This window comes from uncultured Tateyamaria sp., assembly GCF_947496075.1.
Taxonomy (GTDB): domain Bacteria; phylum Pseudomonadota; class Alphaproteobacteria; order Rhodobacterales; family Rhodobacteraceae; genus Tateyamaria.
In genome coordinates this window covers 358,639-371,406 of the sequence record NZ_CANMBJ010000006.1, presented here as the reverse complement: position 1 = coordinate 371,406, position 12,768 = coordinate 358,639, and the positions used below count along the sequence as shown (strand labels likewise).

The following is a 12,768-nucleotide window of genomic DNA, read 5'->3' as shown; positions in this document are numbered from 1 at the left end:
GGTCGATCCGCAACAGGCCCAACATCCGGAAATCCCCACTTCCCATTCACCAAAAGCGCGGTATAACTACGCCTATGTCACACGCCACGCATATCCCGACTGCACGCCGTCCCGGCGCGTCGCTGCGTGGCCTCCTGCTCCTAATCCGCCTCTGAGCGTGCCCAACGGCGCGACCGCTCAGAGGATGCCTCTCGCGCCAAGGCTTTAGGACAGAAAAAGAGAATTCAAATGACCCAAGACAAGACATCTCAGGATCGCGTTGTCATCTTTGACACAACCCTGCGCGACGGCGAACAATCCCCCGGCGCCACCATGACCCATGCCGAAAAGCTGGAAATCGCCAGCCTTCTGGACGAAATGGGCGTCGACATCATCGAAGCAGGCTTTCCCATCGCGTCCGAAGGCGACTTCAACGCGGTGAGCGAGATCGCAAAAAACGCGCAAAACGCGGTCATCTGCGGCCTTGCACGCGCGCAACTGGGTGATATCGACCGCTGTTGGGAGGCGGTGAAACACGCCAAACAACCGCGCATCCACACCTTCATCGGCACCTCGCCCCTGCACCGCGCCATTCCGAACCTGACCAAGGACGAAATGGCCGAGCGGATCGAACAGACAGTCACCCACGCCCGCAACCTCTGCGACAACGTGCAATGGTCGCCCATGGACGCCACGCGGACCGAACTCGATTACCTCTACCGCGTGGTCGAAATCGCAATCAAAGCAGGCGCCACCACGATCAACATCCCCGACACGGTGGGCTACACCGCCCCCCGCGAAAGCGCCGATCTGATCCGCAAACTGATCGAAAACGTGCCCGGCGCGGACGAGATAGTGTTCGCTACACACTGCCACAACGATCTGGGCATGGCGACGGCGAACAGCCTCGCTGCAGTCGAAGCAGGCGCGCGCCAGATCGAATGCACAATCAACGGCCTGGGCGAGCGCGCAGGCAACACCGCGCTCGAAGAAGTGGTCATGGCGCTGAAGGTCCGCAACGACATCATGCCGTTCCAGACGGGCATCGATTCAACCAAAATCATGAACATCTCGCGCCGCGTCGCCGCGGTCTCGGGCTTCCCCGTCCAATTCAACAAGGCCATCGTCGGCAAGAACGCCTTCGCCCACGAATCCGGCATCCACCAGGATGGCATGCTGAAAAACGCCGAGACGTTCGAAATCATGCGCCCCGAAGACGTGGGCCTGTCCGAGACAAACCTCGTCATGGGCAAGCACTCCGGCCGCGCCGCCCTGCGCGACAAGCTCGAACAGCTGGGCTTTGAAGTGGGCGACAACCAACTCAAGGACGTCTTTGTCCGGTTCAAGGCGCTGGCCGACCGCAAGAAAGAAATCTTCGACGACGACCTGATCGCCCTCATGCGCACGTCCTCCGACCCCGAAGACGAACGGCTGAAGATCGAAAAACTGGCCGTGCGCTGCGGCACCGAAGGTCCGCAAGTGGCCGATCTGGTCATGGAGATCGACGGTGAACGGCACATGACCACCCAAACAGGCGACGGCCCGGTCGATGCGACGTTCAACGCGGTCAAGGCGCTCTTCCCGCACGAGGCAAAGCTGCAGCTCTACCAGGTCCACGCCGTGACCGAAGGCACGGACGCGCAGGCAACGGTCAGCGTTCGCATGGAGGAAGCAGGCCGGATCGTCACAGGCCAGTCCGCCGACACCGACACGGTCGTGGCCAGCGCCAAAGCTTATGTCCACGCACTCAACCGCCTGCTGGTCCGCCGCGAAAAAGGCGGCAAGGACAAGGCAGAGATCAGCTACAAAGACGTGAGCTGACGCGTAGGCGGGCGACACGCCCGCCTTACTTCTTCCTCAGCGCCAAACCCGTAAGGCGGACGTGTCGTCCGCCTTGCTTTGCTCTATATTGCCGGCATGCAATACCACCTCAACGGCTTCCGCCCCGGCGATCCCAATCACCACCCAGCCGCCAAAACCACCAAAACCGACACCGACGTCCTGATCGTTGGCACCGGCCCCGCCGGCCTCACCCTCGCCGCCTACCTCGCGCAATTTCCCCACATCCGCACCCGCATCGTTGAACAGCGCGACGGTCCGCTGATCATGGGGCAAGCCGACGGCATCGCCTGCCGCACGATGGAGATGTTCGAGGCGTTCGGCTTTGCGCACCTGGTCAACCGCGAAGCCTACCACGTCAACGAAACCACCTTCTGGAACCCCGACGCGGGCGGAAACATCACCCGCACAGGCCGCATCGACGATGTCGAAGAGGGCCTCTCCGAGATGCCCCACGTGATCCTCAGCCAAGCACGGGTGCACGACTTCTACCTCGACCTGATGCGCAAATCCCCGACCCGCCTCGAACCCGAGTACGGCACCCAAGTCATGGGCCTGACCATCCATGACGAAGGCCCTGTTGCGGTCGAAACGAACCACGGCACGATCAATGCCCGCTATGTCATCGGCTGCGACGGCGCCCGCAGCGCCGTGCGCCGGGCACTCAACATCCCGCTCAAGGGCGAAGCCGAAAACGCCGCCTGGGGCGTCATGGACATCCTCGCCACCACCGACTTCCCCGACATCCGACTCAAGACGGCCATCCAGTCAAAGGATCATGGTAGCCTCCTGATTATCCCGCGCGAAGGCGGGTACATGGTCCGCTTCTACATCGAACTGGCGAAACTCAACCCCAACGAACGGGTGGCAGACCGGGACCTGACACCAGATGACCTGATCGCGGCGGCCAAACGCATTCTGCACCCCTACACGCTCGACGTAAAAGACATCGTCTGGTGGTCGGTCTACGAAATCGGGCAGCGGGTGGCCGACCAGTTCGCCGACACGAGCCCCAGTGACGCCACAGCTCCAAGGGTGTTCATCGCGGGCGACGCCTGCCACACCCACAGCCCCAAGGCGGGGCAAGGCATGAACGTGTCGATGCAAGACGCGTTCAACCTCGGCTGGAAGTTGCAATCGGTGCTGGAAGGGCGGGCCTCTTCCGACCTTTTGCACACATACTCCGCCGAACGGCAGACCATCGCACAGGAACTGATCGACTTCGACCGCAACTTTGCTCGTGCCTTTGCCGCACGGGGACAGGACCCTCAAACCTTCCAAAGCCACTTCCAGAAACACGCGCGATACACTGCCGGGGTCGAAACGCGCTACGCCTCAGGCCACCTCACCGGCCCAAGCGATCACCAGGCACTCGCCACAGGGTTCACAATCGGCAAACGGTTCCACTCAGCCCCGGTCATCCGCTGGGCCGACGCCAAATCCATGCAACTCGGTCACATCGTCATGGCAGACGGACGATGGCGGCTGTTTCACTTTGCAGGCAACACCGACCATACGGATGCGATTGCAAGGATCATCGCCAACCATACCCCCGAAAATCGGGACCCGGACAGCATCATCGACCTGCGCACAATCGTTCAAACCGGACACGGGGAAACCAATGCGGGCATCACACGTTTCCCGACCAAGGGCGCGCTCAAACTGCGCGACATGGAAAAGCTGTTCTGCCCCGACCCCGATGCCGACATCTTCGATATGCGCGGGATCGACCGAAAGACCGGGGCGCTCGTCCTCGTGCGCCCCGATCAGTACGTGTCACATGTCCTGCCACCGGGGCAGCAGGACGCACTCGTCAACTGGTTGAGCCAAATTTTCGCCAGCGAGGCTTAGCCGCTCGACCCATCCGCATCGAACATCAGGCGCAAGGTCACCGGCACGGCCCGAACGATGTTGGGCAAGCTCGCCAGTTCCATCAACTTGTCTACGCCGGGATCAATTTCGGCATCGGCGGTGGACAGGAACATCATGCTGTCGGTCGTGACCATCACCTTGTCTTGCGCCAGGCGCATCACGAACATGTCGCCATACATCGGCACCTCGACACCCAACAGATCAAGGGTGCCCTCAACCTCCATCACCGCGCTGTCACCCACGGGCACAGCCTCCATCGCGGCCATGTCGATCTGGGCCGAAACCGCGGCGCGCGGCGCGTTCTTGAACACATGCTCGACCATACGTTCGTCGCGGATGTCGATATTCGTTTCCACCGACGACAAGTCGATGCCAAGTGTCACGCTGCCATCTTCGGCAACAGCACCATCAATGGACGAAAAGCTGTGCACCTCGCCCGTGTCGTTGAACTTGATCGACCCGAAGGCCAGCTTTGATGCGCTGCCATCCAGCGTCCAGCTGTCGGCCTGCGCCGTGGTTGCGGCCAGCGCCAGTCCAAGGCCAAGTGCGGCGGTACGAAGTGAAAACATGTGTTCCTCCCAAGGTGAATGCGATCCAGACGGACATGCCGGTTTGAAGTGACAACACGGCACACCGAAACTTTATTCACGGCCCACGAGAAAAATGTGACGGTCTCAAAGCAGCTTGGCAGGACCTCGCCGATCACCGTTTGTTTTCGGCCCTTTCGTCCCAATGCCCGCGCCCTTATAAACGCGGTCGGTCCGCGCCTCATCCTGAGTCGCGGACCCAACATCATTGGGGCCACGCAAAGGCAGGGTGCACGGGCATGTCAATTTTCGGAAATCTGGGTGGGCTGTTCTCGTCAGACATGGCGATCGACCTCGGCACGGCCAACACTCTGGTCTACGTCAAAGGCCGTGGCGTAATCCTGTCGGAACCGTCGGTCGTGGCCTACCACGTCAAGGACGGCGTGAAAAAAGTGCTGGCCGTGGGCGAAGACGCCAAGCTGATGCTGGGCCGGACACCCGGCAGCATCGAAGCCATCCGTCCCATGCGCGAAGGTGTGATTGCCGACTTCGACACCGCCGAAGAGATGATCAAGCATTTCATCCGCAAGGTGCACAAACGCTCGACCTTCTCGAAACCCAAAATCATCGTCTGCGTCCCTCACGGCGCGACCCCCGTTGAAAAACGCGCCATCCGCCAGTCGGTGCTGTCCGCTGGTGCCCGCCGCGCGGGCCTGATTGCCGAACCCATCGCGGCGGCCATCGGCGCAGGCATGCCCATCACCGACCCCACGGGCAACATGGTTGTCGACATCGGCGGCGGGACAACCGAGGTGGCCGTTCTGTCGCTCGGCGACATCGTCTATGCCCGTTCGGTCCGCGTCGGTGGCGACCGCATGGACGAGGCGATCATTTCCTACCTCCGCCGCCAACAGAACCTTCTGGTGGGCGAAACCACCGCCGAACGGATCAAGACCAGCATCGGCACCGCCCGCATGCCCGATGACGGGCGCGGCACGTCGATGCAGATCCGGGGCCGCGACCTGTTGAACGGCGTGCCCAAGGAGATCGAAGTCACGCAGGCGCAGATTGCCGAGGCTCTGGCCGAACCAGTTCAGCAGATCTGCGAAGCTGTCATGACCGCCCTTGAAACCACGCCGCCCGACCTTGCGGCGGACATCGTGGACCGGGGCGTGATGCTGACAGGCGGCGGCGCGCTTCTGGGCGATCTCGACCTTGCCTTGCGCGAACAGACGGGTCTTGCGGTGTCCATCGCTGATGAAAGCTTGAACTGCGTGGCGCTTGGCACCGGCAAGGCGCTGGAATACGAAAAACAACTCCGCCACGCCATCGACTACGACAGCTAAGCGGCGTTAGGACTCTGGTAACCATCTAACGCTCTGTTTTAAGTATCAAAAAGATTTGTCCCAGCATGGGACACCAGGTCTCTTGCCCTGTCGGGGCAAATATCGGACCATCCATGAAACGGACCAGATCTTGAGGTGACACCGCCTTGGCCAAGGACCGCGCACAGGTAGATTACGGCGGCCCGCTGCGGCGGCTGGTTCTGGCTGTGCTGGTGCTGGTTTTGGCCGGCACATTTTTGGTCTGGCGCATCGACAGCCCCCGCGTCGAACGGTTCCGGGCACAAGTGACGGACCGGGTTGTCCCCAACATGGACTGGGCGATGGCACCCGTCACGGGCACGATCAACCTGTTCCGCGATTTCCAAAGCTACCGCCGCATCGCCGAGCAGAACACCGAGCTGCGCCGCGAATTGCGCCAGATGCAGGCCTGGAAAGAGGCGGCTCTCCAGCTCGAACAGGAAAACGCGCGGCTTCTAGACCTCAACAACGTCCGGCTCGACCCTCGCCTGACCTACATCACCGGCGTCGTTCTGGCCGACAGTGGCTCACCGTTCCGCCAGTCCGTGCTGCTGAACGTGGGCGCGCGCGATGGTATTGTCGAAGGCTGGGCGACCATGGACGGCATTGGCCTTGTGGGCCGCATCTCGGGCGTGGCCCAGAACACGGCGCGGGTGATCATGGTCACCGACGCCTCCAGCCGCGTACCCGCAATCATCCAGCCCTCCGGGCAGAACGCCATCGTGGCCGGCGACAACTCAGCAGCGCCCCCGATCGACTTTCTGGAAAATCCCGACCTTGTGCGCCCCGGCGACCGTGTGATCAGCAGTGGCGACGGCGGCGTGTTCCCGGCCGGTCTGTTGATCGGACAGGTCGCGGCCGATCCGGGTGGACGGCTCAGGGTCAGGTTGGCCGCAGATTACGAGCGCCTGGAATTCCTGCGCGTGCTGCGCCATTACGGCAACGAACCTGTCAATGACGACAGCAATGTGCTCGCCCCTGGCGGTGCCGCGCTGCTGGAAGCCGAGGTGGCGGAATGAACGAAAGTGCAGCGTCTCATCTCTGGGCCATGCGAATCTGGTTCATCTTGTTGGTCACAACAATCCTGTTTTTCCACTTGCTGCCCCTGCAAACGGCAACAGGCGGGCTGATCTGGCCTGACTTTCTGCTGACCTTTGCAATTGCATGGTCCGTCCGGCGCCCTGAATACGTGCCAGCCGCGCTGCTTGCGGGGACATTTCTGATGGCCGACTTGCTGCTGCAACGCCCGCCCGGGCTCTGGGCCCTTCTGGCCCTCATCGCCTGCGAGCAGATGAAGACACAATCCCGAAGCCTGCGGGATGCAAGCCTTGCCACCGAATTGGTGTCAGCCGTGCTGTGGATCGTGGGCATCGGCATCGCCTACCGGCTGGCACTGGCGGTCTTTCTGGTCGAAGTGCCACAACTGGGCCCGGCACTCATACAGATCGTGGTCACAGCCATCGCATACCCGGTTGTCGTGGTCGTCACACATGTTCTGATGGGCGTGCGCAAACCAACACCCGGCGACATTGACGGCAAAGGGGTACGCTCATGAAACGCCCCCGTATCGATACAGAGGCAAACCACCGTCTGGTCACACGCCGCGCCGCCATCCTCGGTGGGGTGCAGCTGGCATTTGTCGGCGCACTTGGTGCCCGAATGCAGTTCCTGCAAGTCGATCAGGCCGACCAGTTCCGCCTGCTGGCCGAAGAAAACCGGATCAACATCCGGCTTATCCCCCCGTCGCGCGGCGAAATCTTTGACCGCAACGGCGTGCCCTTGGCTCGCAATGTCCCAAGCTACCGTATCGTCATCGTGCGCGAAGATGCAGGTGAGGTCGAAGACGTGGTGCAAAGCCTGGGCAAGCTCGTCTCGCTTGACCCGGACGAAGTAGAGCGCGCCATGGCCGAGATGAAACGCTCGGCCCCTTTCCTGCCGATCACCTTTGCCGATGAGGTCAGCTGGGAAGACCTGAGCCGCGTCAGCGTCAACGCCCCGGCCCTGCCTGGTGTGACGCCAGAGGTGGGCCTGAGCCGTGTGTACCCGCTGGGATCGGACTATGCCCACGTGCTGGGCTATGTGGGGCCAGTCAGCGACTACGATCTGGAGCGGATCGAGGACCCGGACCAGTTGCTGCGCATCCCCCGGTTCCAGATCGGCAAGGTCGGCGTCGAAGCCAAGATCGAAGAGAACCTGCGCGGCAAAGCCGGTGCACGCCGGGTCGAAGTCAACGCTGCAGGCCGCGTCATGCGCGAACTGGACCGGAGGGAGGGAATCCCAGGTTCGGACATGCAGCTGACCATTGACGCCAAGCTGCAAAGCTATGTGCAGGCACGTCTGAGCACTGAAAGCGCCAGCGCCATCGTGATGGATGTGCAGTCCGGCGACCTGCTGGCCATCGCCTCGGCCCCCACTTTTGACCCGAACCTGTTCGTGCGCGGCATTTCCAGCCGGGATTACAAGTCATTGACGGAAAACAAGTACCGCCCCCTTGCCTCGAAATCCGTGCAGGGCACCTACCCGCCCGGTTCGACCTTCAAGATGATCACGGCCATGGCCGCGCTTGAGGAGGGGTTGATCGGCCCCGACGAAACCGTCTACTGCCCCGGCCATCTGGAAGTAGCGGGCCGCCGTTTTCACTGCTGGAAACGGGCGGGGCATGGTTGGGTCGATCTGCAAAACTCACTCAAGCAATCCTGCGATGTCTACTACTACGATCTGGCCCTGAAGGTCGGGATCGAAAAGATCAGCGCCATGGCCAACCGCTTTGGGCTGGGCGAACGCCACGACGTACCCATGTCCGCCGTGGCGAAGGGGCTGACGCCTACCAAAGATTGGAAGAGCCGGGTGCACGGTCAGGATTGGGTCATCGGCGACACGGTCAACGCGTCCATCGGGCAAGGTTTCATGCTGGCCTCGCCGCTGCAGCTTGCCGTGATGACGGCGCGCCTTGCGTCCGGCAACTCTGTCACACCCCGCCTGATCAAAACGGTGGATGGGATCGAACAACCATCGGGTGCCGGGACCAACATGGGGATGAACGAAAACAACCTGCGCAAGATGCGCCGGGCCATGTTCGCCACCGTAAATGACAGGCGCGGTACAGCCTATGGCAGTCGCATTATCGAGGACGCGATGCGCATGGCGGGCAAGACCGGGACCAGCCAGGTGCGCAACATCACCGCCGCCGAACGGCGCGCGGGCGTGGTCCGCAACGAAGACCTGCCATGGGAACGGCGCGATCACGCGCTGTTCGTGAATTTCGCGCCCTATGACGACCCCAAGTACGCCGTAGCCGTCGTGGTGGAACATGGCGGCGGCGGGTCCAAGGCCGCAGCCCCAATTGCACGAGATGTGACGTTGCAGGCGCTCTATGGAGGTGAACCTCCACTTGAGGCTTACCCGACCAAGGACCGTGGCCGGATCGAGACCCAGCAACAGGTGCTGCGTGGTATGCAGCCTGTCGCCAATATCGCGGGAAGCGATCAGGCATGAGTTACCTTGAATATACGGTCAAACATGTCCCCGCGGGGCCGCGCAAGATCCTGTTCCTGAACTGGCCCCTCGCCCTGCTTCTGGCTGCTGTGGCCGGGGTTGGCTTCCTGATGCTCTACTCCGTCGCAGGTGGGTCATTCAGCCCGTGGGCTGAGCCACAGATGAAACGCTTTGTCATGGGTTTCGTGCTGATGCTGGTCGTGGCGATGGTGCCCATATGGTTCTGGCGCAACATGGCTGGTGTCGCGTTTGCGGGGACGTTGCTGTTGCTTTTGGGCGTTGAATTGTTCGGGTCTGTCGGCAAGGGCGCGCAGCGATGGATTGATCTGGGTTTCATGCGGCTGCAGCCCTCGGAACTGGCCAAGGTCACGCTGGTGATGATCCTGGCCGCCTATTACGACTGGTTGCCCAGCCACAAGAAATCGCGCCCGTTCTGGGTGCTCATCCCCGTTGTGCTGATCCTGCTGCCTGTGGCCATGGTGCTGCGTCAACCTGATCTGGGCACATCGATCCTGCTGCTGGCAGCGGGGGGCGGAATGATGTTTGTCGCGGGAGTCCACTGGGCTTATTTCGCAGCCGTGATCGGTGCGGGCGTGGGCCTGATTACAGCCGTCTTCCAGTTCCGTGGCACCGAATGGCAGTTGCTGAAGGACTATCAATACCGCCGCATCGATACATTCCTTGATCCGGCTTCGGACCCACTGGGGGCGGGCTACCACATCACACAGTCCAAGATCGCTCTGGGATCAGGCGGCTGGACGGGCCGGGGGTTCATGCAAGGCACGCAGTCGCGGCTTAACTTCCTGCCGGAAAAGCACACAGACTTCATCTTTACCACGCTGGCCGAGGAATTCGGGTTCATCGGGGCGTTTTCGCTGCTGGTACTTTATGCCCTGATCATCCTGTTCTGCGTGGCCTCGGCGCTGGCGAACAAGGACCGGTTTTCATCGCTGCTGACCCTTGGCATCGCGCTGAACTTTTTCCTCTTCTTTGCCGTCAACATGTCGATGGTCATGGGCCTTGCCCCGGTTGTGGGCGTACCGCTGCCACTGGTCAGCTATGGCGGGTCGGCGATGCTGGTTCTGATGCTTGCCTTTGGCCTGGCGCAAAGTGCGCATGTGCATCGGCCGCGACACGGGCACTGATCGTGGGGCATCTTGATCCATTTTGCACGCGGAAAGTGCTGTCTTTGGACCTGGAACACTCCGCAGGATGGCAGTTGAAGCGGTACGCCATTCTGGCCGATGACCGCGCCTTCTCGGAAGAGGTTGCAGCCGCAGCGACCGCCACCGCATTCGATCGCCTGCCACAAGCTGGCACCTTGGTCGATGCGGATGGCAACCATGGCGTCGGCTTTCAGCTGATCCATTTTGCCGAAACCGCAGTCGTGTCCCCTGTGTTCTATTGGCAATGGGGCAGCGTTCTGGCGCATATTGATCAGCTGCGCGCTCCTTGGGATACACCCACCCACTTTGACACGGGCAAGACGGAGGTCTTTGGCTGCGTCTGGGAGATGGACATCGTGACCTTTGAAGTAGGCGCATGGACGGCCACGATACTGTCTGATCACGGCGCGCCGAAGGACAGGCTGGAAACCTACATGAAGAAGATGGCCACCTGAGCCGATCCATCGCATATCCGTGTGAACAACATCACAAGACGCAGTTTTGCATTTGTCGTCCGCAACGCTACACCGATCCCCAGATGACTTAGATGCGGAGATGCCCATGGCCCTGTTTCACCTTGCCTTCAACGTGACTGATCTGGACGCGACCCGCGCGTTCTACGGCGACCTTCTGGGGTGTGCCGAGGGGCGCAGCACCGACACCTGGGTGGATTTCGATTTCTTCGGCCACCAGCTCAGTTGCCATCTGGGCAAGCCGTTCGACAGCGCCCCAACCGGCAAGGTGGGGAACCACGATGTGCCCATGCCGCATTTCGGGGCCGTCCTGCCCATGTCTGACTGGCGTGCGCTGGCGGACAAGCTGCAAGCCGAGGGCATGGATTTCATCCTGTCCCCGCAGATACGGTTCGAAGGGCAGCCGGGCGAGCAGAGTACGATGTTCTTCACCGATCCCTCGGGCAATCCGATCGAAATCAAGGGCATGGCCGATATGGATGAGGCCTTTGCCACATGAGTGTGAGTGTCCTGTTTGCCGCCACCGAAGACCGTTGGACGGAATACGAAGCACCCTTGCGCAAGGAGATCGCCGCCGTAGGTGTAGATGCCCACATCGCAACCGACATCCCCGCCGATAAGGTCGACTACATCGTCTATGCCCCCAATTCCGAGGTAAAGGATTTCACTCCGTTCACCCGTGCCAAGGCGGTGCTGAACCTCTGGGCAGGGGTCGAGGCCATCGTGGGCAATCCGACCCTGCACTTGCCGCTGGCGCGCATGGTTGATCCAGCGCTGACACAAGGCATGGTCGAGTGGGTGACTGGCCACATACTGCGCCTGCATCTGGGCATGGACGCGCACATCAATGCTGCCCCAGGCACATGGGAACCAAAGGCCCCGCCCCTGTCTTTTGACACGCGGGTGACAGTGCTGGGACTGGGTGAGTTGGGGGCTGCCTGTGCCATGGCGCTGGCAGGACTGGGCTTTGCCGTGACCGGTTGGAGCCGGTCTCAAAAGGACATTCCGGGCATCACGTGCCTCTCCGGCGCGGATGGGCTGGATCAGGCACTCAGCATAGCAGACTACTGCATTCTGCTCCTGCCCAAGACCCCGGCAACCGAGAACACGCTGAACGCCCGCACGCTGGCATTGATGCCGGAAGGTGCGTGTATCCTGAACCCAGGACGCGGGCCGTTGATCGATGACGAAGCACTGCTGGCGGCCTTGGACACAGGCCATATCGACCACGCGACGCTGGACGTGTTTCGGGTTGAGCCCTTGCCGGCAGATCACCGGTACTGGACCCACCCGCGCGTCACGGTGACACCGCATGTCGCATCAGAAACCCGCGCGGCTTATTCCAGCAAGACCGTTGCCGAGAACGTTCGCCGGGGTGAGGCCGGGGAACCGTTCTTGTACCTTGTGGACAGGTCAGCAGGCTACTGAACCGTCTCTGCGGTTGGCCAAACCGGATTGCACATACTACCCCGTCAAAGTAGCTTCCGATCCGGTTCTTCGCGCAGTGCCGGTAACGCGCTGCTCATTCCAAATTTAACCCGCTTTCATTTGATTGCGGAATTCTTTTCACCCCGCTCCTTCATCCTCGTTGGGAGAGATACCAACGCATAGAAGGGCGAAAACCATGTTTGATAGTTTCAACTTTCCGAACCACCCAAATGCAGACGACGCACCACCGATCCCCCTTGGGCAACCCAACTATCGGGACCGCGTTATCCCAAATGTCTGGGCAATTCACGGCCGCGGCGAAAAAGAAAGCGCATTGGATTGTGAAACGGCCGTCGCACTGGCCTGTTTTGTCGGTCCTGTCTTTGAAGCAGCCGAAGACTGGTCGGACCTGGTCCACGCGTTGGAAACGCGCGGATTCCACCTTGTATTCGAGGCGGATGAGTTGACATTGGTTCAAGAGGAAACCGGGGTCAGCCTGTGTACTTGTGCGTCTCTTGGTTACGGGTTTTCCGTTCTGAAGGCGCGCTTGGGGAAGCCCAAAATCCATCCCGGCTCACAACGGATTGTATATTATCGCCCGAGAGCTGCTTGAAGGTAACACATC

12 protein-coding genes are annotated in these 12,768 nt (G+C 61.2%); 11 read left to right on the top strand and 1 reads right to left on the bottom strand.

Annotation, left to right across the window (positions count from 1 at the left end):
- The first annotated feature begins 228 nt into the window (after positions 1 to 228).
- Together Q1A51_RS20675 and Q1A51_RS20670 are read left to right on the top strand one after the other, a co-directional pair.
- Entirely contained in the window at positions 229 to 1,800 is a 1,572-nt protein-coding gene (locus tag Q1A51_RS20675; protein WP_299601920.1) for a 2-isopropylmalate synthase, read from the top strand.
- A gap of 96 nt (positions 1,801 to 1,896) precedes the next feature.
- Entirely contained in the window at positions 1,897 to 3,669 is a 1,773-nt protein-coding gene (locus Q1A51_RS20670) for an FAD-dependent monooxygenase (protein ID WP_299601918.1), read from the top strand.
- On the opposite strand, the gene Q1A51_RS20665 is transcribed toward Q1A51_RS20670, so the two are convergent.
- On the bottom strand, positions 3,666 to 4,259 hold the full coding sequence (locus Q1A51_RS20665; RefSeq protein WP_299601914.1) for a YceI family protein: 594 nt from the start codon (positions 4,257 to 4,259) through the stop codon (positions 3,666 to 3,668). The genes Q1A51_RS20670 and Q1A51_RS20665 overlap by 4 nt on opposite strands.
- Positions 4,260 to 4,516: 257 nt before the next feature.
- On the opposite strand from Q1A51_RS20665, the gene Q1A51_RS20660 reads away from it, so the two are divergent.
- The 9 genes from Q1A51_RS20660 (at position 4,517) to Q1A51_RS20620 (ending at position 12,756) form a co-directional block, all read left to right on the top strand.
- Positions 4,517 to 5,563 (top strand): rod shape-determining protein, encoded by a 1,047-nt coding sequence (locus tag Q1A51_RS20660; RefSeq protein WP_299143324.1) that lies wholly within the window; start codon positions 4,517 to 4,519, stop codon positions 5,561 to 5,563.
- Positions 5,564 to 5,709: 146 nt separating this feature from the next.
- Positions 5,710 to 6,600 (top strand): rod shape-determining protein MreC, encoded by an 891-nt coding sequence (mreC, locus tag Q1A51_RS20655; protein ID WP_299601911.1) that lies wholly within the window; start codon positions 5,710 to 5,712, stop codon positions 6,598 to 6,600.
- Positions 6,601 to 6,629: 29 nt separating this feature from the next.
- On the top strand, positions 6,630 to 7,136 hold the full coding sequence (locus tag Q1A51_RS20650; protein WP_299601908.1) for a rod shape-determining protein MreD: 507 nt from the start codon (positions 6,630 to 6,632) through the stop codon (positions 7,134 to 7,136).
- Positions 7,133 to 9,076 (top strand): penicillin-binding protein 2, encoded by a 1,944-nt coding sequence (gene mrdA, locus Q1A51_RS20645; RefSeq protein ID WP_299601905.1) that lies wholly within the window; start codon positions 7,133 to 7,135, stop codon positions 9,074 to 9,076. The genes Q1A51_RS20650 and mrdA overlap by 4 nt, the downstream gene beginning before the upstream one ends.
- On the top strand, positions 9,073 to 10,221 hold the full coding sequence (gene rodA, locus Q1A51_RS20640) for a rod shape-determining protein RodA (protein ID WP_299601902.1): 1,149 nt from the start codon (positions 9,073 to 9,075) through the stop codon (positions 10,219 to 10,221). Before mrdA ends, rodA begins: the two co-directional genes overlap by 4 nt.
- 35 nt (positions 10,222 to 10,256) lie before the next feature.
- Entirely contained in the window at positions 10,257 to 10,697 is a 441-nt protein-coding gene (locus Q1A51_RS20635; RefSeq protein WP_299601899.1) for a hypothetical protein, read from the top strand.
- Between the two features lie 106 nt (positions 10,698 to 10,803).
- Positions 10,804 to 11,214, top strand: a complete 411-nt coding sequence (locus tag Q1A51_RS20630; RefSeq protein WP_299601896.1) for a VOC family protein — start codon at positions 10,804 to 10,806, stop codon at positions 11,212 to 11,214.
- Positions 11,211 to 12,143 carry a glyoxylate/hydroxypyruvate reductase A gene (locus Q1A51_RS20625; RefSeq protein WP_299601893.1) on the top strand — a complete coding sequence of 311 codons (933 nt, stop codon included), beginning with the start codon at positions 11,211 to 11,213 and terminating at the stop codon, positions 12,141 to 12,143. The genes Q1A51_RS20630 and Q1A51_RS20625 overlap by 4 nt, the downstream gene beginning before the upstream one ends.
- Positions 12,144 to 12,339: 196 nt before the next feature.
- Positions 12,340 to 12,756: a hypothetical protein gene (locus tag Q1A51_RS20620; protein ID WP_299601890.1), complete on the top strand. Its 417-nt coding sequence runs from the start codon at positions 12,340 to 12,342 to the stop codon at positions 12,754 to 12,756.
- The last annotated feature ends 12 nt before the right edge of the window (positions 12,757 to 12,768 follow it).